The 25743-nt window shown below is 68.8% G+C and carries 27 protein-coding genes; 17 read left to right on the top strand and 10 right to left on the bottom strand.

The genetic code is table 11. The features are described 5' to 3' along the window. The first annotated feature begins 192 nt into the window (after positions 1–192). The 8 genes from ASE43_RS10420 to ASE43_RS10385 all read left to right on the top strand — a co-directional run bounded on the left by ASE43_RS10420 (position 193) and on the right by ASE43_RS10385 (position 8992). Complete coding sequence (locus ASE43_RS10420; protein ID WP_056178724.1) at positions 193–3411, top strand: lamin tail domain-containing protein; 3219 nt, start codon at positions 193–195, stop codon at positions 3409–3411. A gap of 505 nt (positions 3412–3916) precedes the next feature. Continuing rightward, on the top strand, positions 3917–4990 hold the full coding sequence (pdhA, locus tag ASE43_RS10415; protein WP_057160406.1) for a pyruvate dehydrogenase (acetyl-transferring) E1 component subunit alpha: 1074 nt from the start codon (positions 3917–3919) through the stop codon (positions 4988–4990). Further along, a complete protein-coding gene (locus ASE43_RS10410) occupies positions 4987–6018 on the top strand; it encodes an alpha-ketoacid dehydrogenase subunit beta (protein ID WP_056178718.1) in 1032 nt (343 codons plus the stop codon). Before pdhA ends, ASE43_RS10410 begins: the two co-directional genes overlap by 4 nt. Before the next feature lie 10 nt (positions 6019–6028). Continuing rightward, a complete protein-coding gene (locus tag ASE43_RS10405; RefSeq protein ID WP_056178715.1) occupies positions 6029–6382 on the top strand; it encodes an SH3 domain-containing protein in 354 nt (117 codons plus the stop codon). Further along, a complete protein-coding gene (locus tag ASE43_RS10400; protein WP_056178711.1) occupies positions 6379–6759 on the top strand; it encodes a cupin domain-containing protein in 381 nt (126 codons plus the stop codon). Before ASE43_RS10405 ends, ASE43_RS10400 begins: the two co-directional genes overlap by 4 nt. A gap of 60 nt (positions 6760–6819) precedes the next feature. Next, positions 6820–8175: a dihydrolipoamide acetyltransferase family protein gene (locus ASE43_RS10395; protein ID WP_057160405.1), complete on the top strand. Its 1356-nt coding sequence runs from the start codon at positions 6820–6822 to the stop codon at positions 8173–8175. A gap of 46 nt (positions 8176–8221) precedes the next feature. Next, positions 8222–8599: a VOC family protein gene (locus ASE43_RS10390; RefSeq protein WP_057160404.1), complete on the top strand. Its 378-nt coding sequence runs from the start codon at positions 8222–8224 to the stop codon at positions 8597–8599. A gap of 9 nt (positions 8600–8608) precedes the next feature. Then, positions 8609–8992, top strand: coding sequence for a VOC family protein (locus ASE43_RS10385; RefSeq protein ID WP_056178701.1), 384 nt, complete (start codon positions 8609–8611; stop codon positions 8990–8992). Positions 8993–9052: 60 nt separating this feature from the next. Here ASE43_RS10385 and ASE43_RS10380 read toward each other — a convergent pair whose 3' ends face one another. From ASE43_RS10380 to ASE43_RS10365, 4 genes are all read right to left on the bottom strand, one after another. Next, complete coding sequence (locus ASE43_RS10380; RefSeq protein WP_056178699.1) at positions 9053–9337, bottom strand: DUF4242 domain-containing protein; 285 nt, start codon at positions 9335–9337, stop codon at positions 9053–9055. A gap of 133 nt (positions 9338–9470) precedes the next feature. After that, a complete protein-coding gene (locus ASE43_RS10375; protein WP_057160403.1) occupies positions 9471–10574 on the bottom strand; it encodes a sensor domain-containing diguanylate cyclase in 1104 nt (367 codons plus the stop codon). Between the two features lie 137 nt (positions 10575–10711). Continuing rightward, the gene (locus ASE43_RS10370; protein WP_057160402.1) at positions 10712–11638 is read right to left on the bottom strand and encodes an MBL fold metallo-hydrolase; all 927 of its coding nucleotides are present in this window, start codon (positions 11636–11638) and stop codon (positions 10712–10714) included. Positions 11639–11771: 133 nt separating this feature from the next. Beyond that, a complete protein-coding gene (locus ASE43_RS10365; protein ID WP_057160401.1) occupies positions 11772–13097 on the bottom strand; it encodes a tryptophan--tRNA ligase in 1326 nt (441 codons plus the stop codon). Positions 13098–13274: 177 nt separating this feature from the next. Between ASE43_RS10365 and ASE43_RS10360 the strand changes: the two genes are divergently transcribed. Further along, positions 13275–14087 carry a hypothetical protein gene (locus ASE43_RS10360; RefSeq protein ID WP_056178688.1) on the top strand — a complete coding sequence of 271 codons (813 nt, stop codon included), beginning with the start codon at positions 13275–13277 and terminating at the stop codon, positions 14085–14087. 110 nt (positions 14088–14197) lie between these two features. On the opposite strand, the gene ASE43_RS10355 is transcribed toward ASE43_RS10360, so the two are convergent. The 3 genes from ASE43_RS10355 to rocF form a co-directional block, all read right to left on the bottom strand. After that, positions 14198–14398 carry a CsbD family protein gene (locus ASE43_RS10355; RefSeq protein ID WP_056178684.1) on the bottom strand — a complete coding sequence of 67 codons (201 nt, stop codon included), beginning with the start codon at positions 14396–14398 and terminating at the stop codon, positions 14198–14200. 243 nt (positions 14399–14641) lie between these two features. Continuing rightward, positions 14642–14791: an entericidin A/B family lipoprotein gene (locus tag ASE43_RS10350; RefSeq protein WP_056178681.1), complete on the bottom strand. Its 150-nt coding sequence runs from the start codon at positions 14789–14791 to the stop codon at positions 14642–14644. Positions 14792–14949: 158 nt separating this feature from the next. Continuing rightward, the gene (gene rocF, locus ASE43_RS10345; protein ID WP_056178678.1) at positions 14950–15873 is read right to left on the bottom strand and encodes an arginase; all 924 of its coding nucleotides are present in this window, start codon (positions 15871–15873) and stop codon (positions 14950–14952) included. Between the two features lie 247 nt (positions 15874–16120). Between rocF and ASE43_RS10340 the strand changes: the two genes are divergently transcribed. The 3 genes from ASE43_RS10340 to ASE43_RS10330 all read left to right on the top strand — a co-directional run bounded on the left by ASE43_RS10340 (position 16121) and on the right by ASE43_RS10330 (position 19043). Beyond that, positions 16121–17332 (top strand): hypothetical protein, encoded by a 1212-nt coding sequence (locus ASE43_RS10340; protein WP_057160400.1) that lies wholly within the window; start codon positions 16121–16123, stop codon positions 17330–17332. 18 nt (positions 17333–17350) lie between these two features. Beyond that, positions 17351–17983: a hypothetical protein gene (locus tag ASE43_RS10335; protein ID WP_057160399.1), complete on the top strand. Its 633-nt coding sequence runs from the start codon at positions 17351–17353 to the stop codon at positions 17981–17983. Between the two features lie 139 nt (positions 17984–18122). Continuing rightward, a complete protein-coding gene (locus ASE43_RS10330; protein ID WP_157499842.1) occupies positions 18123–19043 on the top strand; it encodes a hypothetical protein in 921 nt (306 codons plus the stop codon). Positions 19044–19071: 28 nt separating this feature from the next. On the opposite strand, the gene ASE43_RS10325 is transcribed toward ASE43_RS10330, so the two are convergent. Both ASE43_RS10325 and ASE43_RS10320 read right to left on the bottom strand, forming a co-directional pair. Next, positions 19072–19929 carry an MBL fold metallo-hydrolase gene (locus ASE43_RS10325; RefSeq protein ID WP_057160397.1) on the bottom strand — a complete coding sequence of 286 codons (858 nt, stop codon included), beginning with the start codon at positions 19927–19929 and terminating at the stop codon, positions 19072–19074. Next, positions 19926–20750 (bottom strand): MBL fold metallo-hydrolase, encoded by an 825-nt coding sequence (locus tag ASE43_RS10320; RefSeq protein ID WP_057160396.1) that lies wholly within the window; start codon positions 20748–20750, stop codon positions 19926–19928. Before ASE43_RS10320 ends, ASE43_RS10325 begins: the two co-directional genes overlap by 4 nt. A gap of 134 nt (positions 20751–20884) precedes the next feature. Here ASE43_RS10320 and gcvA point away from each other — a divergent pair, with 134 nt between their 5' ends. Then, on the top strand, positions 20885–21820 hold the full coding sequence (gene gcvA, locus ASE43_RS10315; protein ID WP_162258781.1) for a transcriptional regulator GcvA: 936 nt from the start codon (positions 20885–20887) through the stop codon (positions 21818–21820). A gap of 84 nt (positions 21821–21904) precedes the next feature. On the opposite strand, the gene ASE43_RS10310 is transcribed toward gcvA, so the two are convergent. After that, positions 21905–22201 (bottom strand): hypothetical protein, encoded by a 297-nt coding sequence (locus ASE43_RS10310; RefSeq protein ID WP_057160394.1) that lies wholly within the window; start codon positions 22199–22201, stop codon positions 21905–21907. A 260-nt stretch (positions 22202–22461) separates the two neighbouring features. On the opposite strand from ASE43_RS10310, the gene ASE43_RS10305 reads away from it, so the two are divergent. The 4 genes from ASE43_RS10305 (at position 22462) to ASE43_RS10290 (ending at position 25731) form a co-directional block, all read left to right on the top strand. Beyond that, on the top strand, positions 22462–22674 hold the full coding sequence (locus tag ASE43_RS10305) for a hypothetical protein (protein WP_057160393.1): 213 nt from the start codon (positions 22462–22464) through the stop codon (positions 22672–22674). A gap of 142 nt (positions 22675–22816) precedes the next feature. Further along, the gene (locus ASE43_RS10300; RefSeq protein WP_235568689.1) at positions 22817–24124 is read left to right on the top strand and encodes a serine hydrolase domain-containing protein; all 1308 of its coding nucleotides are present in this window, start codon (positions 22817–22819) and stop codon (positions 24122–24124) included. A 500-nt stretch (positions 24125–24624) separates the two neighbouring features. Continuing rightward, positions 24625–24891, top strand: a complete 267-nt coding sequence (locus ASE43_RS10295) for a hypothetical protein (protein ID WP_057160391.1) — start codon at positions 24625–24627, stop codon at positions 24889–24891. A gap of 153 nt (positions 24892–25044) precedes the next feature. After that, positions 25045–25731, top strand: coding sequence for a L,D-transpeptidase (locus ASE43_RS10290; RefSeq protein WP_343123522.1), 687 nt, complete (start codon positions 25045–25047; stop codon positions 25729–25731). Positions 25732–25743: the final 12 nt, after the last annotated feature.

Raw genomic sequence — 25743 nt, 5'->3', positions numbered from 1 at the left:
GCGGTTCTCGCTTAGGGGCGCAAAGGGTACCGCAGCGCACACCTTCCGGACGGTCCACCCCCATCACCGTATGGTATGCCGTCATGCCTCTGAAATGCCGATTTGTGACGATTGATGCACAATCTTGCCAGCCCGCGTCAGGGGAGCATTCCTGGGGAATCTTTGGGCGGGCGGCATCCAACGGGGAAAAACATGGACAAGTTCTTAGGCCGCCTGGCGGCCGTGGCTTTGACGTTCCTGATGGCCGGCGGCGCGCATGCGCAGGTCGTGGTCAGTCAGGTCTACGGCGGGGGCGGCAATTCCGGTGCCACGCTGAAAAGCGACTTCATCGAATTGCGCAATAACGGCGCCACGGCGGTCGATCTAAGCGGATGGAGCGTGCAATACGCGTCTTCCGCCGGCGCCACCTGGGCGCGCACACCGCTGACCGGCAGCATTCCGGCGGGCGGCTACTACCTCATCAAGCAGGCCGACGGCGCCGGCGGCACCGTCGACCTGCCCACGCCCGACGCGACCGGCACCCTGGCCATGGCCGGCACCGCCGGCAAGGTCGCGCTGGTCAACAACAACGTGTCGCTGAGCGGCGCCTGCCCGGTCGGCGGCGCCACCGTGGTCGACTTCGTCGGTTACGGCACCGCCGCCAACTGCTCGGAGACGGCGCCCACCGCGACGCTGACCAACTCCACGGCCGCGCTGCGCAAGAACGACGGCGCCACCGACACCGGCAACAACAGCGCCGACTTCAGCACCGGCGCGCCGACCCCGCGCAACACCGGCACCGCGCCGCCGAACCCGCCGGATCCGCCGGTCGCGCTGACCATCGCCCAGATCCAGGGCGCCGGCCTGCTCTCGGCCTACGACGACAAGCTCGTGGTCACCGAGGGCATCGTCACCGCGCGCAAGTTCAACAACGGCTTCTTCCTGCAAAGCGCCAACGACGACGGCAACCCGGCCACCTCCGAAGCGGTGTTCGTGTTCACCGGCGCCGCGCCGCCGGCCAGCGCCGCGGTCGGTAACCGCGTGCGCGTGACCGCCAAGGTCGACGAGTTCACCCCGCCCTCGAATCCGAACCAGCTCAGCATCACCGAACTGGTCTCGCCGACGGTGGAGCTGCTGGAAACCGGCGTCGCCCTGCCCGCCGCGGTCGAACTGAGCTCGGCCGAGCTCGGCGCCAACGCCACCCCGGGCACGCTGGAACGCCTGGAAGCGATGCGCGTGAGCGTGGCCCAGTCGGTCGCGATCTCCGGCACCGACGGCAGCATCGACGAAGACGACGCCAACTCCTCCAGCGACGGCGTGTTCTACGTGCGCCTGCCCGAGGTTGCGGTGCCGTTCCGCGAGCCCGGCATCGGCATCATGGACACGATCCCGATCCCGGCCGGCAAGAACCCGCCGCGCTTCGACACTAACCAAGAACGCCTGATGGTGCGCAGCCGCGGCCAGATCGGCGCGCTGCCGCTGTCGGTCGACGGCCAGGCCCAGATCTCCGGCCTGCTCGGCGTGCTCGACTACTTCGCCGGCACCTGGGCGCTGTTGCCCGACACCGCCACCCCGCCGACCTTCGCCGGCGGCAAGCAGCCCGAGGCGGTCGCCGACGCGGCCTACGAAGACATCACCATCGGCGGCTTCAACCTGCTGCGCTTCTTCGACGAAGTGGCCGAGAGCAACGGCGCGCCGACGCTGAAGCCCGAAGCGGTGGAGAAGCGCCTGGGCAAGACCTCGGCGGCGATCTGCCAGTACCTGAAGACGCCCGACATCCTGGGCGTGGTCGAAGTCGAGAACATCGGCATCCTCGGCCGCCTGGCCGAGCGCATCAACGCCAACTGCCCCAGCGCGCCGGCCTACGTGCCCTACCTGGTGTCGGGCAACGACCCGGGCGGCATCAACGTCGGCTTCCTGGTCGCCACCCGCGACAACGGCGCCGGCCAGCCGCGCGTGGAAGTGCTGGAAGTGGTGCAGTACGGCAAGGACGCGACCTTCGCCAATCCGAACGGCAGCACCGCCCTGCTCAACGACCGTCCGCCGCTGCTGCTGCGCGCGATCGTGCACCAGGACAACGGCGCGTCGTATCCGATCACGGTGATCGCCAACCACCTGCGTTCGCTCAACGGCATCGACGATGTCGCTTCCGGCGGCAACGGCTGGTCCACCGAGGGCGCGCGCGTGCGCGCCAAGCGCGGCGCGCAGGCGGCCTACCTGGCCGGCCTGATCGAGCAGATGCAGCAGGCCAACCCGAACGAGAAGATCGTGCTGATCGGCGACTTCAACGCGTTCGAGTTCAACGACGGCTACACCGACGTGCTGGGCATCATCAAGGGCGAGGAAGCCGCCGAAGACCAGGTCCTGACCTACGTCGACAGCCCGCTGACCAGCATCTTCGTCGACGGCTCGCAGCTGATCGCCGATCCGGCCCAGCGTTACTCGTACGTGTTCGAAGGCAATGCGCAGACTCTGGACCACGTGCTGGTCAACGAGGCGCTGGTGATGGACAACGTCGGCCTGTCGGTCGACCACGCCCGCATCAACGCCGACTTCGGCGTGTTCCGCTTCGGCGATGCCAGCCAGCCGCTGCGCGTGTCCGACCACGACCCGGTGCGCCTGGTCCTGAGCGTGCCCGGCTTCCGCAGCGCCGACCTGGCGGTGAGCGCCTCGGCCAGCCCGGCCAGCGCCCGCGCCGGCCAGACGGCGACCTACACCGCCGGCGTGTTCAACGCCGGCCCGAACGCGGCCGACGCCGCCGCCGTGGCCTTCGTGTTCGACGCCCTGGTGGCGCCGGTCGCGACCGCTCCGGCCGGCTGGACCTGCGCCGCACCGGTGCAGGACGCGACCACCACCACCGTCACCTGCACCACGCCCAGCCTGGCCTCGCAGGCCTCGGCCACGTTCTCCTTGAACGTGGTGCTGCCGGCCCTGGCCAGCGGCACCCCGCTGCGCATGGCAGTGGCCGCGCAGTCGCAGACCCGCGACCCGGCCAACGGCGACAACCAGGCCTCGGCGCAGGTCGTGGTGACCACCCAGGCCGACCTGTCGGTGCAGATCGCCGGCGGCGCGCTGCCGGTGCGCAAGGGCGCGATCGCGACCTTCCTGGTGCCCGTGACCAACGCCGGCCCGGACGCCGCCGCCCAGCCCAAGCTGGTGCTGACCGGCAACGTCGCGGTCTCGTCCGCGGCGGTCGCCGCCCCGGCCGGCTGGACCTGCGCCCGCACCGCGGTGCCCACCGGCTTCCGCGCCGAGTGCAACCGCAACGGCAGCATGAACCGCGGTACCCAATGGTTCGCGCTGGCGGTCGTGGTGCCGGAACGTCCGGCCGTGGGCAGCAGCCTGGTGTTCGACGCCAACATCAGCGCCGCCACCCCGGACCCGGTCGCCGGCAACAACAGCGACACCATCAGCGTGCAGATCCGCCGCTGATCCGTAGCAAGCTTTGAACGAAAGGGCGCGGCGCGAGCCGCGCCCTTTTCGTTTGTGCGGCCCGCCGCCCGCGACCGCGGTTGCCCTTGCTCCCTGTGGGAGCGGCGTGAGCCGCGATCGCGCAAGCCCGCACGTCCGCGCCGAATCGGATTCCGGTCTAGCGCCGCGGCTTTGATTTCGCGGTCGCGGCTCACGCCGCTGCTACCCCGAAGCGGTGCGCAGCGCCCCCAAAACGGGGCCCACCGTACGCCCGCGTGCAGTCGCGCCTAGTCGTTTCCGCGATTTTTTGCATGCCGCAGCGCGCAACGGCGCTTAACACGCGTTTGGGTATCATCCGCAGCACCACGCAACAGCCGCCACCGCGGCCGCTGCGACAGCGCCAGGTCCGCAGCAAGCCCTCACCGGCCGCCGCGGACCCAGCCAGTCTGAACGGTCCGCGCGCCGGCACTGGATCCGGGCGGGAAGGTTCGGGCCTCCCCCATCCCCAATTCAGGACTGCCCCGCGATGACCGTCGCCGCGACGTTCGAAATCGAATACCTGCAATACCTCGGCATCGACGGCCAGCCCGTCGCCGAACTGCCGCCCGCGTTCCGCGACGCCAGCAAGCTGCTGCCGCTGTTCAAGCAGATGCTGTTCGTGCGCGTGTTCGACACCAAGGCGATCGCGCTGCAACGCACCGGCAAGCTCGGCACCTACGCCGCCTGCCTGGGCCACGAGGCCACCCACGTCGGCATCGGCGCCTCGATGCTGCCCGACGACGTGTTCGCGCCCAGCTACCGCGAGTACGGCGCGCAGTTCATGCGCGGCGTGCTGCCGCGCGAAGTGCTGCTGTACTGGGGCGGCGACGAGCGTGGCAACGACTTCTCCGGCCCCAGGAAGGACTTCTCCTGGTGCGTGCCGATCTCCACCCAGTGCCTGCACGCCGCCGGCGCCGCGCTCGCGTTCAAGCTGCGCAAGGAAAACAACCTGGCCGTGGCCTGCTGCGGCGACGGCGGTTCGTCCAAGACCGACTTCTACGCCGCCCTGAACTCGGCCGGCGCCTACCAGCTGCCGCTGATCCTGTGCGTGATCAACAACGGCTGGGCGATCTCGGTGCCGCGCTCGGCCCAGACCGGCGCCAAGACCCTGGCCCAGAAGGGCATCGCCGGCGGCCTGCACTGCCTGCAGGTGGACGGCAACGACCTGATCGCGGTGCTGGAAGGCATGCGCCGCGCCGCCGAGCGCGCGCGCAAGGGCGAAGGCGGCAGCGTGATCGAGTTCATGACCTACCGCTTGCACGACCACACCACCGCCGACGACGCCCGCCGTTATCGCGGCGAAGCCGAAGTCAAAGAGGCCTGGACCCGCGACCCGGTGCCGCGCCTGCGCGCCTATCTGACCGCGCAGGGCCTGTGGAGCGAGGACGAAGAGAAGGCCTGGGCCGAGGAATGCGGCAAGAAGGTCGACGTCGAGATCAACGCCTATCTGGAAACCCCGGTGCAGCCGGTCGAGGCGATGTTCGATTATCTGTACGCCGATCCGCCGCCGGATCTGCTCGCGCAACGTGCGGCCGCGCTGGCCCTGGAGGGTCGTCGATGAACGTCGATACCAAAGTGAAGGTCGAGACCGCCAACGCCGTGGCCGCGCCGGTCGCGATCACCCTGATCGAGGCCATCACCCAGGCCCTGGCCTACGAGATGCGCGCCGACGAGACCGTGCTGGTGCTGGGCGAGGACGTGGGCGTGAACGGCGGCGTGTTCCGCGCCACCGCCGGCCTGCAGCAGCAGTTCGGTTCCGAGCGCGTGCTCGACACGCCGCTGGACGAAACCACCATCGCCGGCCTCACCGTCGGCCTGGCCGCGCAGGGCATGAAGCCGGTCGCCGAATCGCAGTTCGACGGCTTCGTGTATCCGATGGTCGATCACATCATCTGCCACGCCGCGCGCTTCCGTTACCGCACCCGCGGCCGTCTGCACTGCCCGATGGTGCTGCGCGTGCCGTGGGGCGGCGGCATCCGCGCGCCCGAGCACCACAGCGAAGCCAACGAATCCATCTTCACCAACGTGCCCGGCCTGCGCGTGGTCATGCCGTCCTCGCCGGCGCGCGCCTACGGCCTGCTGCTGGCCGCGATCCGCGACCCGGATCCGGTGATCTTCATGGAGCCCAAGCGCATCTACCGCCAGTACAAGGAAGTGGTGGCCGACGACGGCGAGGCGCTGCCGCTGGACGTGTGCTACGTGCTGCGCGACGGCAGCGACGTGACCCTGGTCAGCTGGGGCGCGCAGGTCAAGGAAGCGCTGGAAGCGGCCGACAAGCTGGCCGGCGAAGGCATCAGCGCCGAGGTGATCGACGTGGCCACCCTGCGCCCGCTGGACTTCGCCACCATCGCCGAATCGGTGAGCAAGACCGGCCGCTGCGTGATCGTGCACGAAGCGCCCAAGACCGCCGGCTTCGGCGCCGAAATCGCCGCGCGCCTGGCCGAGGAGTCGATGTACGACCTGCTCGCGCCGGTCGAGCGCGTCACCGGCTACGACACCCACATCCCGCTGTTCCGCCTGGAAATGAAGTACCTGCCCAGCGTGGAACGCATCGTCGCCGCGGCCAAGCGCGCGCTGGCGGCGGGCTGAGCGCAGGGCGATGCGTCGCGCACGCGTCGTCGTCGGCCACCGCGTGCCGGATCGGCCGCCGATCCAGGTCGCGCGCGGCCAGCGCGTGACCCTGGGCGAGCGCGACCGCGACTGGCCGCAGTTCGTCTGGACCGTGCTCAACGAAGGCCACGGCGGCTGGGTGCCGGCGGCGCTGTTCGACGGCGAGCGCGGCCCCGCCACCGCGCTCAGCGACTACGACACCCGCGAACTGGCCGCGCGGACCGACGAAATCCTGGCCCTGCACTACGAGCTCGCGCAGTGGTGGTGGGCCGAGAACGATCGCGGCGAACAGGGCTGGATCCCGGCGCGCGCGCTGGAACTCTTCGACGAAGGATCGCCATGACCGAGTCCGCCGCGCCACGCGAGGCGATCAACCTAGCCGACAAGCTCGCGCGTTTCAGCGAGCACTGGTCGCCGCGCGTGATCGCCGAGATGAACGACTACCAGTTCAAGCTGGTCAAGCTGCAGGGCGAGTTCGTCTGGCATGCGCACGAGCACACCGACGAAGTGTTCATGGTGGTGCGCGGCCGCATGCAGATCGGCTTCCGCGATCACGACGTGGAGCTGGGCGAAGGCGAGATGTACGTCGTGCCGCGCGGCGTCGAGCACATCACCCGCGCCGAACACGAATGCCATGCCCTCATCATCGAGCCGCGCGGCGTGGTCAACACCGGCGAAGCCGGCGGCGACCTGACCGCGCGCAACGACGTGTGGGTCTGAACCTTATCCGCCGCCGGCCCGGGCCGACGGCGATCGCATAACCAACGAGACGATCGAACCATGACCGACACCAAAACCTTCCTGCTCCCCGACCTCGGCGAAGGCCTGCCCGACGCGACCATCGTCGAATGGGCGGTGAAGGTCGGCGACACGATCCGCCTCGACGACACCCTGGTGTCGATGGAGACCGCCAAGGCCGTGGTGGAGGTGCCCTCGCCGGTCTCGGGCAAGGTGCTCAAGCTGGCCGGCGCCGCCGGCGACATCGTCGTGACCGGCACCATGCTGGCCGAGTTCGAACTCGATCCCAGCCAGCCGCAGCGCGCCGACGGCCAGGACACCGGCCATCACCACGGCGGCGGCCATGCCGCGCCGGCCGCGCCCGCGCCGCAGGCCGAGGCCGCACCGGCCAAGGCCGCCGACGCCGAACGCGCCGACAGCGGCACCGTGGTCGGGGCGATGCAGTCCTCCGACGCGGTGCGCAGCGAACAGGCGGTCGCGGTCGGCGGGGTCAAGGCGATGCCGGCGGTGCGCGCGCTCGCGCGCAAACTCGGCGTCGACCTGGCGCGCGTGCGCGCGACCGGCAGCGACGGCGTGGTCACCAGCGACGACGTCAAGCGCGCCGCCGCCGACGGCAGCGCCGTCGCGGGCGCCGCACCGGCGCCGCGCGCGGTCGATCGCGCGCCGGTGGCTGCCGCGGCCCCGGCCGCCGCGCCCGCGCGCAGCGCGCTGTCGGCCAGCGGCCGGCCGATGCGCACCCAACCGCCGGGCGTGAGCGTCAGCGGCCAGCCCGAACAGCTCAAGGGCGTGCGCCGCAACATGGCGCGGGTGATGGCCGACGCCCACGCCAAGGTGGTACCGACCACGCTCAGCGACGACGCCGACATCCATGCCTGGGCGCCGGGCAACGACATCACCGGCCGCCTGGTGCGCGCGATCGTGGCCGGCTGCAAGGCCGTGCCCGCGCTCAACGCCTGGTTCGACGGCGACAAGCTGACCCGCACCCTGCATCCGCACGTCGACATCGGCATCGCGGTCGACACCGACGACGGCCTGTTCGTGCCGGCGCTGCGCAACGCCGACGTGCTCGACGCGCGCGGCGTGCGCGAGGCGGTCAACCGCCTGCGCGCCCAAGTCGAGGACCGCAGCATTCCGGCCTCCGAGCTCAGCGGCTACACCATCTCGCTGTCCAACTTCGGCATGTTCGCCGGCCGCTACGCCACTCCGGTGATCGTGCCGCCGACCGTGGCCATCGTCGCCGCCGGCAAGGGCCGCCACCAGATGACCCCGGTGATGGGCGGTTTCGAATCGCACAAGGTCATTCCGCTGTCGCTGACCTTCGACCACCGCGCCTGCACCGGCGGCGAAGCCGCGCGCTTCCTCAAGGCGATGCTGGACGATCTGGCGCGGCCGATGTGATCGCGGCGCCGGCGCGAACGGGCAGCGGCATCGACGGCGGCGCGCCATGAACCTGCGCGCGCTGACGCCGATGCTGCGCACGCCCGACCCGGCGGCGACGATCGCGTTCTACACCCAGGTCCTGGAGTTCCGCCTCAGCGCCGGCGACGCCGCCGGCGGCTGGGCCGCGCTTGAGCGCGACGGCGTCGAACTCATGCTCAGCGGCCTCAACGCACACGAGGGCGACCTCGCACCGGCCTTCACAGGCTCGCTGTACCTGCGCACCGACGATGTCGACGGCTGGTGGCGGCGCCTGCGCGAACGCGCGCGCGTGTGCTATCCGATCGAGGACTTCGGCTACGGCATGCGCGAATTCGCGATCTACGACAACAACGGCTATCTGCTCCAGTTCGGGCAGCCGATCGCCGCCTTCGACGAGGCATAGGAGCCCCGCATGACCCACCGCAGCCGCCTGGCCGGCTTCATCATCGATTGCGAGACCGGCGACGTCGACCGCGCCGCCGGCTTCTGGAGCAATGCGCTCGGCCTGCCCCTGGGCGACGGCTACGACGAGGACGGCGCCAGTTACGTCGAACTGCGCAACGCGCCCGGCGAACTGCACGTGGAAGTGCAGCGCGTGGACCATCCCTCGCGCGTGCATCTGGACATCGAGTCCGACGACATCGACGCCGAAGCCGCGCGCCTGGAACGCCTGGGCGCGAAGAAGATCAAGTTCATCAAGCGCTGGTGGGTGATGGAAGCGCCCACCGGCCACCGCTTCTGCGTGGTGCGCATGAAGCACCCCGAGCGCGGCGCGCCGCCCAAGGTCTGGGACTGATCGCAACGGCCGCAATCGCCCGTCCGGCGCGCGCCGGCGGCTCGATCGGACCGCGCGGCGTCAAGCCGCGGCGCTCTCCGCCGTGGTCGGACCGATCACGTGTTTCACCTGCGCCACGCTGGTGACCGGAAAACCGCCGAGTTCGCCATGGCGGCGGATGCTGTCCTCGTCGGGCGCGATGTAGACGCAGTAGATCTTGTCGTCGGTCACGAACGACTCCTGCCACTGCACTTTCGGCCCCAGGCCGTCCAGCACCTCGCAGGATTTGCGCGCGATCGACTGCAGCTCGGCGCCGGTGAGCGCGCCGGCGCCGACCAGTTCACGTTCGATGATGTATCTGGGCATGACACGCCCTCGGAAGCGCGTGCTGACGTCCGGTGTCCGGCTACGCGGACTGCGATCGCGGCAAGCTCCACTTGTCGCCGCCTGCGCCTGAGCGCAAGGCCAGTCTGCGCCCGCGTTCGCGGCCCGGCAAGCGTCAGTCGCGCTGCGGCGTGTCGTCGGCGACCACGCGGTCGCGGCCCAGGTTCTTGGCCCGGTACAGGGCCTGGTCGGCGCGGTCGAACACGCGCTCGGGCGTGTCCCGGCCCGGCTCGCCCGCGGCCACGCCCACCGACACCGACAAGGCGAACGGCAGCGAGGAACGCGCGACCCGCTGGCGGATGCGTTCGGCGATTTCGTAGGACTGCGCCAGGCGCGCGTCCGGCAGCACGATCAGGAATTCCTCGCCGCCGTAGCGCACCGCGATGTCGCCCTGCCGGACCGAGGACGCGACCGCATCCGCGACCGCGCGCAACGCGCGATCGCCGAGCAAGTGGCCGTAGCGGTCGTTGACCTGCTTGAAATGATCCACGTCCAGCAGCAGCAAGGCGTAGGGCGCGCTTTCCAGGCGCCGCATCGCCTGCGGGCTTTCGCGCAGCTGCGCCAACGCGGCGCGGTTGAGCAGGCCGGTCAGGGCATCGTGGCTGGCGCTGTACTGCAGTTCGTCGTGGCGGCGCTGCAGATCGGCCTGGGCGTCCTCGAGCCGGCGCGCGAAGGCTTCGCGTTCGTTGAGCAGGCGCCGTTGCTCCATCGCGTAACGGCGCAGCTCCAACAGGTGCTGGGTCTGGCGCGCCAGCACTTCCAAGCCGTCGCGCTGGGCCGGACGCAGGTCGCGCGGCTGGCTGTCGAGCACGCAGATCGTGCCCAGCGCATGGCCGTCGGGGCTCAGCAGCGGCACCCCGGCGTAGAAGCGCAGGGGGCGGCCGTCGATGCTGACCACACGCGTGCTGAAACGCGGATCGTCGGCGACGTCGCGCACGACCAAGGTTTCGCCCGGGGTGCGGATGGCGTGATCGCAGATCGCCAATGCGCGCGGCGTCTGCGACTGGTCCAGCCCGACGCGCGCCTTGAACCATTGGCGGTCGCGATCGATCAAGGAAATCGCCGCCGCCGGCGCGTCGCACAGCGTCGCGGCCAGGCGCACCAGGTCGTCGTAGGCTTGTTCGGAAACGCTGTCTACCACCGCGTAGGCGTCGAGCGCATCCTGGCGCTGAGCCTCGTCGGTGGGCGCCGGAACGGCGCGTAGGCGGGCAAGGGACATCGGGGGGTACCGGAGAGACCCTTGCAGGCTACCGCCCCTGGGACCGCCGTCCTGTGACCGCCCTCACAGCTGCCGGGGCGGTAGCGCGCCGGTTAAGGCTGCGGCCATTCAGCCAGCTGAATTCGCGCCCGATCCGGTCAATGCCGACCCAACCAGACCTCCAGCCCCTGGGCATTGAGCTCGATGTCCACCGCCAGCAGGGCCAGTACCTGGGCGGCGTCCATGGCGCTGCCGTGCGCGGCCGCGCGCGCGACGTAGAGCTCGCCCAGCGAGGCGACCAGACGCGCATGCCGGTCCGGGTGGCCGTCGGCCGCGCGCGCCAGCGCGACCATGGCGTCGATCTGCGCGATCAGATCGTCGGCGAGGCGGGCGACGTCGCCGACCGGGCCGTAATGGGTGAGCCGCATGGTCTGCGGCTCGTACGCGAGCAGCTTGCGGATCGAGGCCTGCAAGGCTTCGGGTTCGAACTGCACCGGCGTGCTGGTCGGGATCGCGAACGCGCCGCGCGCGCTGTCGAACTCGCGATAGGACAGGCCGAAGGTGTCGCCGGTGAACCAGCTGCGGCTGCGCTCGTCCCACAAGCACAGGTGATGGCGCGCATGCCCCGGCGTGTCCAGGCACAGCAACGAACGCCCGGCCAGGTCGATGCGATGGCCGTCGCCGGCCGCCACCACGCGCTCGGCCGCGACCGGCAGGATCTCGCCGTAGCTGCGCGCGATTTCCTCGGCGCCGTAGACCGCGGTGGCACCGGCGATCAGCCGCGAAGGATCGATCATGTGCGGCGCCCCGCGCGGATGCACCGCCAGACGCGCGTTCGGCAAACGCCGCATCAGCGCGCCCGCGCCGCCGGCGTGATCGAGATGGACATGGGTGAGGATCAACCAGTCGACGTGCTCGGGCCCCAGGCCCTGCGCCTGCAACGCCGCCAGCAGCGCCGGCACCGAATGCTGGGTGCCGCAGTCGACGTAGGCGGCGCGGCCTTGCTCGACGATCAGATAAGCCGCATCGAAGGCCGGCCGATGGAAGCCGGTATCGATGGTGACGATGCCATGGGAGTCGGTCATGGAAGCGACGCGTGGGGCGAGGCCGCCAGTCTAGGTCGCCCTCAGGCGATAAGCGAAGACGTCCCGTCCCGTCGGCGTTCCAGCCCCTCTCCCGCGTGAGTGGAGAGGGATCGGGGTGCGGGCCGCTCTTGCCTCAGCCTTCCTCAACCGCGAACTGCGCCAGCGCCTCGGCTACCTCGGCCAGCTCCACGCCTTCGTGCAGGTGCCCGATCAGTTCCTCGCCCGCATGCACCGCCGCGTTCTCCGCGCGATGCAGCGCCGCGCCGCCTTCCTGCTTGAGGCGCCCGATCAACTGGCCGGCGGTGCGCGCCGACTCGTGACCGGCGCTCTGCAGCAACACGCGCTCGCCGTCGACCAGCTTGAAGTAGAACTTGCCGTCGCTCTCGCGGTACTGCTTGAAGCTGGGCGCGGCCGCCTTGGCGGCCTTCTTGCGCTCGCCCACCACCACCTGCGACAGGTCGCGCAGGCCCACCGCCGCGCGCAGCGACTGCATGAAGGGCACGCCATGGGTCGCGCGCACGCGCTGCGCGCCGTCGCGCAGGATCGCCTCGATCTCGGCCGGCTTGGCCATCAGGGTCTCGTACTTATCGCGCTGCGGCGCGACTTCGGCGTCGATGCGCTCGAACAGCGCCTGCTTGGCCTCGCCCCAGGCGATGCCGTCGGCGAAGGCCGCGCGCATCCGCTCGGTCTCGGCGCCGCTGGCGAAGGCCTGGTAGAGCTGGAACACGTTGGAAGTCTCGGCGTCCTTGGACTCGCCGGGGGCGCGCGAGTCGGTGACGATGGAATAGATCAACTTCTTCAGCGTCTCGCGCGGCGCGAACAAGGGGATGGTGTTGTCGTAGCTCTTGCTCATCTTGCGGCCGTCCAGGCCAGGCAGCGTCGCCACGTTCTCCTCGATCGCCGCTTCGGGCAGGGCGAAGTGCTCGCCGTACAGATGATTGAAGCGCTGGGCAAAATCGCGCGCCATCTCGATGTGCTGGATCTGGTCGCGGCCCACCGGCACCTTGTTGGCGTTGAAGACCAGGATGTCGGCGGCCATCAGCACCGGATACATGAACAGTCCGGCGGTGATCGCGGCATCGTCGTCCTCGCCGTCGGCGCGGTTGCGATCGACCGCGGCCTTGTAGGCGTGCGCGCGGTTGAGGATGCCCTTGCCGGCCACGCAGGTCAGGAACCAGGTCAGCTCCGGGATCTCGACGATCTCGCTCTGGCGATAGAACCAGACCTTGTCCGGCTCCAGGCCGCAGGCCAGCCAGGTCGCGGCGATCTCCAGGGTCGAACGCTGCACGCGCTCGGGTTCCTGCACCTTGATCAGCGCGTGCAGGTCGGCCAGGAAGTAGAAGCTCTCCACGCCCGGGGTGCGGCTGGCGGCCACCGCCGGACGGATCGCGCCGACGTAGTTGCCGAGGTGGGGAGTGCCGGACGTGGTGATGCCGGTCAGGACGCGGGTCGAGGTCATTGCGGGCCTGGATGGAGCGGGGCCCGCCAGTTTACCCGCTGGCCCCGGCCCTCGTGGCCGGCCCGGCCGGCGCGCCGAAGCTGAGCGCCCGCCAACGGCCGCGGCGCCGACGCCGGCGCTTAACCCCGCCGCCGATGCCGGTGCGTTCGCAGCAGTGCCCACCCCGGAGAACCCGCCATGTTCCGCTCCCTAGTCCTGCTGGCCGGCGCCCTGATCGCCGCCACCGCCTGCGCACCCCTGTCCGCCCGCCCGCTGGTCGACGTCGCCGTGATCGACCGCGACGCCGGCGACTGGCTGCCGACCTACCCCCACCGCGGCCAGCAGTGGATCGCCGGCGCGCCCGGCCACCGCTACGCCGTGCGCCTGACCAACACCAGCGACCAGCGCGTGCTGGTGGTGCTGTCGGTGGACGGCGTCAACGCCGTGACCGGCCAGAACGCCCACCCCTCGCAGGCCGGCTACGTGCTCGAGCCCTGGCAGAGCACCGAGATCAACGGCTGGCGCAAGTCGATGGAGGACGTGGCCCAGTTCGTGTTCACCGACCTGCCCGACAGCTACGCCGCGCGCACCGGCCGCCCCGACAACGTCGGCGTGATCGGCGTGGCCGTGTTCGAGGAAGCCCGTCCGGTCTACCGCTACGACTACCCCGCGCCGATCGCGCGCGGCGAACGCGAGGCCAGCGGCCGCTACCGCGCCGGCAACGACGCCGCCAAGGCCGCCGCGCCCGCCGCCGAATCGCGCAGCGCCGACGCGATGGCCACGCAGTCGATCGGCACCGGTCACGGCCAGCGCGAATGGTCGCCGGTGTCGCAGACCGGATTCAATCGCGCCACGCGCTCGCCCGCACAGGTCACCCAGCTGCGCTACGACGACTACAACACCCTGGTCGCGCGCGGCGTGCTTCCGCGTTACCCGCGCTATCCGGACTACCGCAACAGCGAGCCGCGCGCCTTCCCCAGCGGCTTCGTCGCCGATCCGCCGCGCTATTGATCGCCACAAAAGCGAAGGGCCGGGTGCGCACCCGGCCCTTCGCGTTCCTGCTTGGCTATCCGCGCGCTAGCCGGCGTCTGAGGCGGCCCGCACGCGGATCGACGAGATCGTCAGTTCAGGGTCTTCTCGAAATCGCTCACTTCCTTCTCGGCGCGTTCGCGTTCCCAGCCGTAGCGCTCCTGCAGCTTGCCGGCGAGATACTTGGAATCGCCCGCCGCCACATCGAACACGTCGTCGGTGAGGTCGCCCCACTTGGCCTGGGCCTTGCCCTTGAGCTGCGTCCACTTGCCCGCGATGATGTCTTTGTTCATCAGTCAGTCCTCGATCTCGTTTGGGGGAGAACGGTGCGTCCAGCGCTGCACCGTTGACGCAAGCTTCGCAAGCGCGGCATTCGCGCAAGGTCGCGATTGCGTTAGTCGCGTGTTGACGAGGATGAACGCGATGAACGCTTCAGCTAGGCGAATGCGCGATTCGCACGATCGCGCGCCTGCGCGCGCGCAAAAAGAAAGGCCGGATCGCTCCGGCCTTTCTCCATTGCGAGAAACGCGAGGCGATTACTTGCCGTCGCGCACTTCCTCGGCCTTCTCTTCGACCTTCTCGCCAGCCTTCTGCACGTCCTTGCCGGCGCCGGCAACGGTGTTGCAGGCGGTCAGGGTGCCCATCGAAAACAGGGCGAGCAGCAACAGGGCAGTCAGACGCTTCATTGAATTCTCCTTGGTCGGTAGTACCGGTCGGTAAGCCGTTCGGACGCGTCGTCCGGCGGCGTGACCTTGGAGAAATGAGACGTGAGGCGATGTGAAGCCCGTGTGGAATCGGCCCTAATGCGCCTGCCGCCGTTCATGCTGCGGCGCACACGTCGCGTTCAGTCGCGCATCAAAGTCGACTTGCCGAACAGGCTTTCGACCAGGTCCACCGACAGCTTGGCGGTGCGATTGCGCTTGTCCAGCACCGGATTGAGCTCGACGATATCCAGCGAGGCCAGACGCCCGCTGTCGGCGATCATCTCCATCACCAGCTGCGCCTCGCGGTAGTTGGGGCCGCCCGGCACCGTGGTGCCGACACCCGGCGCGATGCTGGGATCGAGGAAGTCGACGTCGAAGCTCACGTGCAGATGAGTGTTGTCGTCGATGCCTTCCAGCGCCTCCTCCATCACCCGCTTCATGCCGATCTCGTCGATATAGCGCATGTCGTAGACGTCCAGGCCATGCTCCTTGATCAGCTGCTTCTCGCCCGGATCGACCGAACGGATGCCGATCTGGCGGATATCCTCGGCACGCATCGCCGGCGCTTCGCCGCCCAGCGTGGTCAGTGCTTCCGGGCCGATGCCGCACAGGCAGGCCACCGGCATGCCGTGCACGTTGCCCGAGGGCGTGACCCGGCTGGTGTTGAAATCGGCGTGCGCATCCAGCCACAGCACGCGCAGCTGCTTGCCGGTTTCGCGGCAATGGCGCGCGACCGCGGTGATCGAGCCCAGGCCCAGGCAGTGGTCGCCGCCGAGCAGGATCGGCATGCGGCCCTCGCGCAACTCGGCCGCCACCGCGTCCATCACCAAACGGTTCCAGGCCACCACTTCGGGCAAATGGCGATAGCCATCGACCGGCTTCTGCCAGGGATTGCGCGGGCCGTCGAGATTGCCGCGATCGATCACGTCGACGCCACGCTTGAGCAGGGCCTCTTCGAGACCGGCGATGCGCAGCGCTTCCGGCCCCAGCCGTGCGCCGCGATGTCCCGCGCCTACGTCGGTAGGCGCGCCGATCAGCGAAACCGGGGGATAGTTGCGACTCATACGTGATCCTCCTGACCCTGCCGGCTGGCGGCAACGAATGCGATGGCAGGACGGCCGCGGCCGCCCCGGCCGGATGCGCCGCGAAGCGCGCGTCCGGCCAAGCGTCCATTGTCGCACTCAAACGACCGCCGAGGTCGCCCGCGCAAACCCGCCGGTGCGCGCTCGCTGCGCAAGCGGCGCCGCCGCCTTGGGTTAGCCTAGAGCGCGCCTGAACGAGGGCCGGAGTGAGCGACGTGGCGGAATACCAGTGGACTCGCTGATCACGGCGGCGGCGCGCGCGCTCGCGGCGGGCGATGCGCTGCTCGCATTGAAGTACGTCGCGCTGCGCGAGGACGCGTCCGCGCTGGCCTTGCGAGGCATCGCGATGGCCCAACTCGGCGACCTGGATCGCGCCCGCCAGCTGGTGCGCCGCGCAGCGCGCGCGTTCGGCCCCAGGGAAGCGCTGGCGCGCGCCCGTTGCGTGCTGGCCGAGGCCGAGATCGCGTTCGCCGCACGCGACCTGGGCTGGCCCGAACCCACGCTGGACGCGGCGCGCGCGACGCTGGAGCGCCATGGCGACCGCGCGAACGCCGCCTATGCGCGCCAGCTCGCGATCCGACGCCTGCTCCTGATCGGCCGCCTCGACGAGGCCGAACGCGCCTTGGCCGAGCTCGATCCCGCACCGCTGCCGCCCGCCGCGCGCGCCGTGCACGAACTGGTGCTGGCCGGCATCGCCATGCGCCGCCTGCGTACCCAGCCCGCGCGCGCGGCGCTGATCCGCGCCGAACGGGCCGCGCGCCACGCCAACATCTCCGCGCTGATCGCCGAAGTCGCGAGCGCGCAGGCCATGATGGACGCGCCGGCCGCGCATCTGATCGAGCGCGACGGCGCGCGCCCTCTGCGATTGCAGCAGGTCGAAGCCTTGTTGGCCTCGGATGCCTTCGTGATCGACGCCTGCCGATACGCGCTGAGCGACGGCCGCACGCGCGTATCGCTGGCTTCGCGCCCTATCCTGTTCGCGCTCGCGCGTGCGCTGGGCGAGGCCTGGCCCGACGATGTCGCGCGCGACGCCCTGATCGCGCACGCCTTCGGCTTCAAGCGCGTCGACGAAACCCACCGCGCGCGGCTGCGCGTCGAGATCGGACGCCTGCGCGCCTTGCTGCGCCCAATGGCGGAAGTCGACGCGACCGCGCGCGGCTATGCGCTGCATCCGCGCCATGCGCGCGAGCTGGCCGTGCTGGCGCGACCGGTCGAAGAGAAGCATGCGGCGGTGCTGGCCTTGCTCGCCGACGGCGAATCCTGGTCGAGTTCGGCCTTGGCGCTGGCACTGGGCGCGAGCCAGCGCAATGTGCAGCGCGCGCTCGACACCCTGGCCGCCGCGGGCAAGGCGCAGTCCTACGGGCGCGGGCGCGCGCGCCGCTGGACCACGCCGCCGATGCCCGGTTTCGCGACGAGCTTGTTACTCCCCGCCCTGCCCTAGAGCCGCTACGGTGTAGCCATGAAAACCTCAAACGCAGACATCGTACGAGAGTACGGCCCGTTCCCCGGCACGGACACCGTGCACGGGGTCACCTTCGACGGCGAGAACGTTTGGTTCGCCACCGGCGATTCGCTGCAGTCCCTCGATCCCGAGAGCGGCAAGACCTCGCGATCGATCGCCACCGCGGCGCATGCCGGCACGGCCTTCGACGGCCGCCATCTGTACCAGATCGTGCAGGACCGCATCCACAAGATCGATCCGGCCAGCGGCGTCGTGCTGGCGACGATCCCCTCGCCCGGCCAGGGCGGCGACTCGGGCATGAGCTGGGCCGAGGGCTCGCTGTGGGTCGGCCACTATCGCGACCGCAAGATCCATCAGGTCGATCCGGACACCGGCAAGGTGTTGCGCAGCATCGAATCCAACCGCTACGTCACCGGCGTCACCTGGGTCGACGGCGAACTCTGGCACGGCACCTGGGAAAGCGACGAGAGCGAATTGCGCCGCGTCGATCCGAACAGCGGCGAAGTGCTGGAACGCGTGGAGATGCCGGCGGGCAAGATGGTGTCCGGCCTGGAATCCGACGGCGCCGACCGCTTCTATTGCGGCGGCGGCAGCAGCGGCAAGGTCCGCGCGGTGCGTCGCCCGCGCTGAGCGCCGGCGCGAACGCCGGGCCGGACACGGCCCGGCGACCGTCCCGTCCGACCCGCGTCGGTCGAGGCTATAGTGCAACGCCCTCCCAGGGACGCGTTGCCGAACTGCCTGCGCGCCCGCCTATGACCGGTACGCACGCGTGAGCCGAACTTATCCCGCATTGATCGCAATCCTGCTGAGCACCGCGCTGCTGACCGCATGCGGCCCCCGTCTCTCCGGCGCCGACGAGCGCGCCTTCGATGCCTCCAGGGCGGAAATGGAAGCGACACTGAACCCGACGCAGAAGATCGTGCTGGAGAAAGCGCTGCGCGTGGTGGTGCTGAAGGCCATGAGCGACAAGGCCGAGCACCCCGAGCAGTACCGGCGGCAATCGTTCAACGCGATTTCGCTGAAGCTGGTGGACGGCCAGAGCTACGCCGGCATCGTCGAACTGGCCGAGGATCACCTCAAGGCGGCCAACCAGAAGGATCAGGCGCGCACACTCGCGAAGATCGCCGAACTCGAGCAGGACCGGGCCCAGACTGCAGCCCTGATCCGTCAGCTCGACGCCTTCCAGCCCAGCCCGGTCGAGATCAGCATGGACGATTTCATGGGCGAGGACATTCCTTTCCTGGACCTGGTCTTCCGCAACCGCGGCGATACCGACGTCGTCGGCGAGTACGCCTACAGCGTCGCGATCTCCTCCCAGACCAGCGGCGAACTGCTCGACTCGCAGCAGATCGGCGGCACGTTTTCCGACGACTACGCGGTGGCGCCCGGCGCGGAACATCGCGTCAGCGAGCCGATGCCCAGCGAAGCCCGCGCACACAGCAAAGCTCGCTGGCAGCAAGTACGGTTTCCGCTCAAGGACGCGGCGCAGCTGGACCTGGTCATCAAGGTAGAAACCCTGAAGTTCAGCACTCGCAAGGGCACGGTCGAGCGCCCCAAGCGCAGCCTGGCGGCGATCGACGCCGAGTTGCGCGAGCTACACGACGAACTCAAGGCGCTGGGCACGGTGCGCGGCAGCCTGGACGAGCTGGAGCTGAGCGACGAATCGACGGCGCCCGAGCAGGCGCTGTGACCACGCGCGCCGACTGAGCGCGGGCGGCTCAGTCCAGCCACGCCCCCGGCGCCATCGGATGGATGTCGATGGGCGTGTCGCGCGCGGCCTTACGCAGGCGTCCGATCGGATCGTCGACTTCCACGTACTCCGCGAGCCCGGACACGCCGTAGTGGATCGGCACCAGACGGCGCGCACCCAGGATGGTCGCGGCGGCCACCGCCTGCTCCGGCGTCAGCACGCCCGGCAGGCCGCTGACCGGCTTGCGCCAGCCAAAGCGCGCGCCGTTGACCGGCAGGAACACCGTATCGAACGGACCGAATTGGCGGCCGATCCGCCACCAATGCCCATGCCAGAGCGTGTCGCCCGCATGAAAGATGCGCCGACCGCCGGCCGACACCACCCAGGACACCTGCGGATCGCCGTAACCGTCCGAAGCCGGCACGGGCGTGGCGGTGAAATCGCCCAGCAGTTGCGGCTCCCAGGGCGCGCTGGGCCGTGCGCGCGCGTTCTCGGGCAGCGGCAGCGGATTGGTGCCGGCCGGATGCACCAGCGCGCCGCCCTGGCTCAGCGCCTGCGCCACCGCCATCGCGTCGAAATGATCGGGATGCGCGTGGGTGATGAGCACATAGGTATCGCCGACGGCGTCGCCGACCGGAATCAGTTTGTCCTTGAGCGCCGGGCCCCAGGCTTCGGGATTGATCAGCGGATCGATGAACAAGGTCGCGCCCGGCAGTTGCAGGCGTATGCCCGCCCAGGCCAAGCGTTGGATCCGCAAGCCCTCGGCCGACGCGGCCGCGAGGATGCGCCCGGCGGGCAGCAGCGCCGCGGCGCTCAGGCCGACGCAGCCGGCCAGGAATCGCCTGCGCGCGATGCCGCGATCGAGCGGCTGCGGGCGCCGGCTCATGCGCGACCCGCCTGCGCGGCCAGCGCCGCGTCGAAGGAAAACACCGACTGGGCGACGACGGCCTCCAGATTGCGCTGGTGCCATTCGCGTTCGAACGCCACCGCCTCCACGCCCGCCGCCAGGCAGTCCTCGATGGTGATCGCTGCGATGCGCGCATCGGCCTGCTGCGGTGCGAGCTCGGCGCGGATACGCACGACCGCGTCCTGCAGCCGATCCAGGTAATGAAGCGCGTGGTCGAGCACGGCCGCGGGAAAGCGCCCCATATGCCCGCCCACGACCGTGGCGCGACCGAACTGGCGGAGCCGGCCGATCGCGGCGCGGATCAGCTGCGGATCGGCCTTGGACAGATACACGATGCGACCGACGATGTTGTCGCCCGCGCAGACCAGATCGGCGCTGGGCACGTCCACGCTGAGGTGGTCCATGGTCTTGCCGGGGTTGTGCAGCAAGCGCAGCTCGTGCGGCCCCCATTGGATGCTCATCGCGTGGTCGAACACCACCTTGGGCTCGCGATAGAACGCATCGACGCGGCGGTTCTGCGACAGGAAGCTGTGGCGATGGTGGCGGTGCGCGATCGTCAGCGCCTCGGGAAACTGCGCCAGACCTGCGAGGTGATCGCTCATGTAATGGGTCGCCACGATCATGCGCACCGTCTTGCCCATCTCCACGCACAGCGTGCGATGCAGCCAGCGCGCGTCTTCCTCGCTGCCCAGGGCGTCCACCAACAAGACCTCATCTCCGGCCAGGAAGGCGGTGGCGACCGACTCGTAGCCGTCGCCGACGAACATCAGCACCTGGGGACCCAACGCTTCGAATCGCATGACCAACGCCCTTGGTATCGAGGGACGCATCATTGCCAGCGCGTGCGGGCGCGACAAACGAGATGTTTTCGCGATCACATTAGTAAAAATAACTTGATACCATGCGCTCAGGCATCCGCCAGTCCGAGGCGCCCGTGAAGCCCCGCCACGCTGCTCCGCTCAACGCCCTGCGGGCCTTCGAAGCGGCCGCGCGCTGCCTCAGTTTTCAGGCTGCGGCCGCGCAGTTGTTCGTGACCCCGGCCGCGGTCAGCCATCAGGTCAAACACCTCGAGGCCTACCTCGGCCTGAAGCTGTTCCATCGCGGCCATCGCTCGGTCGAACTGACCGCCGAGGGCGCGACCCTGGCCGCCTCCCTGGGCGAGGTGTTCGGGCAACTCGATCTGGCCCTGGACCGCGCGATGGCGCCCACGGTCGCGGACCTGCGCGTGAGCACGGTCGAGTCCTTCGCCGCGAAGTGGCTGGCGCCCAGGCTGCATCGCTTCCATCGCGACCATCCGGAACTGCGCCTGCGCATCGAGACCGGCAACGAGCGCAGCGACTTCGTGCGCGACGGCACCGACGTCGCGATCCGCTACGGACCCGGCGGCTACAGCGGCGTCGATGCCGAACGTTTCCTGGAAGCGCCGGTGTTTCCGGTTTGCGCGCCTACACTGCGCGCCGACGCGGCGCATCCATTGGCCAAGCCCGACGACCTGCGCCACCACACCCTGCTGCACGACGAAAGCGCGCTCGGCCGCGTCGGCGTACCCGATTGGCCGGCCTGGCTGCAGGCCAGCGCCGCCAAGCGCGTGGACGCGAACCGCGGCCCGGTGTTCGCCAGCATCTACCTGGCCCAGGAAGCCGCGGTCGCCGGCCACGGCGTCGCACTCGGCGTCGCGCCGCTGGTCGAGGACGACCTGCAACGCGGGCGCCTGATCCGTCCCTACGCGCTCGCGCTGCCCAACGCCTACGCGTTCTGGATCGTGCGTCGCGCGGGCGCCGAACGCCATCCATCCGTCGATGCGTTCTGCTCGTGGTTGCGCAAGGAAGCCTCGGAACCGATGACAGCCACGCACGCACGTCGCGAATGAAGAGGCGCCAGCCGAGGGACGCGCGGGCCTGGCCAGGCTGGCCGACCTGAAGCGGTCCCAGCTGAAGCTCGCGGACGCCCGAATCTATCCGGCCACGCTCGCGTCCGCGCCCGTCATCGTCCATTCCAGGCTGCTCATCGCCCCCGCATAGGCGTATCGATACTTGCTGGACCCAGCTTTTGCGCGCTCCGAAGCTTGCCCATCGAATTTCGCCAGCACTGAGCGCAGACGGTCCCGATCGGGGTGCGTCGCGATGACCGCGTGGAGAACGGCGTTGGTGGCCAGCAGGTCGCCGCGCGCGACGTCCAGGTCCTCGCGCAACTGCAGGACATGCTGATTCATCTCGAAACGCAAGCGATCCAGTTCGAACTTGAGGTCCAAGGAAGTCTCCGGCGGTGAGTTGGGTGATTGGCCCCTCCAGCCTACTACCGGATCCGGTCCGATTCGCCCGCTAGCAAAGGGTTCCCGTGGCTAGCAGGCAATCGACAGCGCGTACCGGCGGCGAGTCCGCGAGGGCGTGGCGCTGCATGCACTACCTACTCACCGATTGGCCGCGCCGCTGTTCTTCGGATGGTTCGACCGGGCTCCTCGGCCTGCCCCTGTGCTCTACCATCGGGCCTCCAACCAAGGAGGACCGAGCCATGTGGACTGAAGTTGCCGGCTATCTGATCGACCCGCGCCAGATCGCCGCACTGGGACCTGTGCATCCCTCTGGCACTGGCGGGGGCGGCGGCGCGGTTGCCTCGACGTTCGAGATCGTCACGCTGGGCGGGCACGTCGTGCTGCCCAAATTCGCCGACGCCAACCAGGCGAATGCGGCGCGCAACGCGCTCAAGGGCAGGCTTCCCGCGTGAGCCCGGGAAACGCGAGCGGCCCGCCGATGAGGGAAGTCGCTGGCACCGTCCCTGCGAGTGTCTCCGGCCTTCGCCATTACATCGCTAGTTCTGCTATGGCCTCAGCGGAGCTTTAGGTCAGGCGGAGGTCACGACCGATGCGATGTCCGCTTCCGACCCGAAGCGGACGTCTACACACACCTGGCTGGGGACGGCCTCTGCGAGAACAGATGCAGGCGCGAGCCTCGGCATTCAGCTATCTTGGGAGACCTTTCCACAGCCCTTCAAGCACCGACGCATGCAAGCGATTTCGAGGATTGTTCGAAACGGGCGGTGGTTCAACTACTTCGTATTGTCCGTCGTGCTCTTGGCTGCGGGCTGCAAGGGCGAGGATGTACCGGCAAAGGATCTGGGAGCGGACATCGATGATGTTGCCGCAACACTGATACAGCAGCCGTTGCTCCACTCGACCTCGATCGCAGTCGTCTATCGGGGTAGAGAATTCATCCGTCATCGCGGCGACATGGAAGCCGGCAAGCCTGGACCTCCGACCGATGCAACCCTCTACGAAATCGGTTCGTTGAGCAAGACCATGGCGGGGACCCTGATGGCTAATGCCGTCCTGGAGGGCAGGCTGGAGCTGGACGACGACGTTCGGAAGTATCTGCACGGCGATTATCCGAACCTGCAGTACAAGGGCAATCCCATTCGCATCCGTCACCTGTTGTCGCATACGAGCGGCTTGCCGAATATGTTGCCAGAACGCGCGAACAGGGTGCTCGAGGACTTCACCGATCAGCGCACGCCTCGCGAACTCAATGCCATTTACACCGGCTATGGCAAAGCGCATTTCTTCAAGGACCTGCATTCCGTCGAGATTCGCCAGGTGCCCGGAAAGGATTACGCTTACTCCAGTGCTGGAACCCAACTGGCGGCGCATATCCTGGAGATGGTTTACAAGAGCGACTACGAGTCGGTGTTACGCGGGTTCTTTCGCGATTCCGCGGCGATGGCGGACCTTAGAATCAGGCTGAGCGATGCTGAGGCGCCCCGGCTTGCGGTCGGCTACCACAGTGACAACGCGGTACCGACCACGCCCATGCCGGAGCTGCCTTGGGGAGCATCAGGGAACGTAAAGGCGACCGCCCCGGAAATGGTGAAGTACCTCAAGTTCCAGCTGGCCGGCGGGCCCGTCGTGACGGAATCGCACCGTACCCTCGTCGAATTCGATTCCGAGTTCAGCATCGGCTATTTCTGGAACATCATTGGCGGCGATCGCTTGAAGGGCGCCTACTATGCCCATCATGGTGGCGTGCCCCGCTCGCAGTGCTACATCTACATCGTGCCGAAGTACGACCTTGGCATTTTCGTCATCACCAACCAGAGCGGCGACAAGACTGCCCGTGCGATGGAGGCGGCGATCAACACGCTGGTCGAGAGAATAGCTGCGCGAGAAAATGTCTCCAGCTAAGGCCTGTCACGATCGCGCTTTGCGGCGCGGCTGGACTGAGGAGCTGCAGATGACCGCTACTGGCTGATAAGGGACATTCGGCAGGGCGGACCCGCCTGGGCGACGTTAATGTCCGCTTCCGGCTCAAAGCGGACATTGCGCGCGGCGCAACAGCGATGCCGGGAGACTATGTCGACCACCTAGGCGCATGAGGGCCGGCATGGCCTTCCTTGCTGATGAATAGGGGAGTCGAAGAAGTCCCTGAAGATCGATCCGTGCCAAACCGCTCGCTCATTGAGACCTGCTGCTCACCTTGAATGTGGATGGTGACTGCGGATCAGCTTGCGATAGTCGATCAAACGCTGCGAATTCTCGCGGAACCCGATGAATTCAGGCTACAGCTCTCACTAATTGCCACATCTTCACAATCCATCCACGTACTTCAACCTCAGCTGAAGACGGGTCATGACACCGATAAAAAGGCCGCTATATTCCAGGTTCCCCCGACGAAGGAGATTGGAATGTTTTTGACCAAGCAACATCTGGTGGTGGCACGTACGCTCGGCGTGGCGATCATAGCTCTGAGCCTCGGCGCCTGTGCCACCTATAAAGAAGAGTTCGCAGGGATCAACTCGCGCCTCGACCAACTCGACACGAAGGTGCAGGGCGCGGCCCAGAGCGCCGAATCCGCCAATCAGTCCGCCCAGCAGGCCAACCAGCGCCTGGATCAAATGGAAAGCCGCGTCCAGCAGCTCGAAGCGGCGCCGCGCCGTAAGCCGCGCGGCTAATCGCTCTTGCACGACTCGCGACGAACGACCTGAATCGGGACCCGGTGGCCTTTGCCGGCCACCGGCGTCCTTGGTCTTTGCCCAGTCTTCGTTCTAAGGAACCGTCCCATCCGTACGAGCACACGCCCTGCGATCCGGGCCATTCATGGTGCGCTGGCATTGGTGCTGGCGTTCGCGAGCTTCGACGCGGCCAGCGCCGAGGAGGCCCCTACGCGACCAGTAGCCGCCGCCGACCAGCTTCCGCCAGATCAAGACGTATCCGCCACGGTCATCGAGCTCGCGGGCTGGGTGGTCGCAGCCAAGGACAGCCACGGCTACCCCTTCGCGGTCATCGACAAGGCCTCCGCGCAGATCTTGGTGTTCGGCGGCGACGGCCGGCTACGCGGCGCGGCACCCGGGCTGTTTGGCTCGGCGGTCGGCGATCACACGGCCCCCGGCGTCGCCGGTCTCGCGCTGCGCGAGATTCCAGGCCGGGATCGCACCACGCCTGCCGGTCGCTTTGTGGGCGGTTTCGGCCCGTCGATCGACGCAGGCCGCGTGCTGTGGGTGGACTACGATTCCGCGGTCTCCATCCACCCAATCGCCACTGGCGTCCCGGAAGAGAGACGCCCCGAACGCCTTGCATCGCCTTCGCCGGACGACAACCGCGTCACTCATGGCTGCATCAACGTCTCGCCCGAGTTTTACGAGCAGATCATCCGTCCGACGTTCGAGCGCGGCGGAGTGTTCTACATCTTGCCGGATGCGGAGCCGATAGCGGAGGCCTTCCCGGACTTCGCTAAAAGTCGCGAGACCACGAAACGCAAGGGTGGAAAACGCGCACGCGCCTCCCGCGAGTGAAGGGCGCGCCGG

The organism is Lysobacter sp. Root983 (assembly GCF_001429345.1).
Classification (GTDB): domain Bacteria; phylum Pseudomonadota; class Gammaproteobacteria; order Xanthomonadales; family Xanthomonadaceae; genus Lysobacter.
Note: the sequence above shows the minus strand (reverse complement) of the source record. Positions and strands in the feature narration are given on the sequence as shown.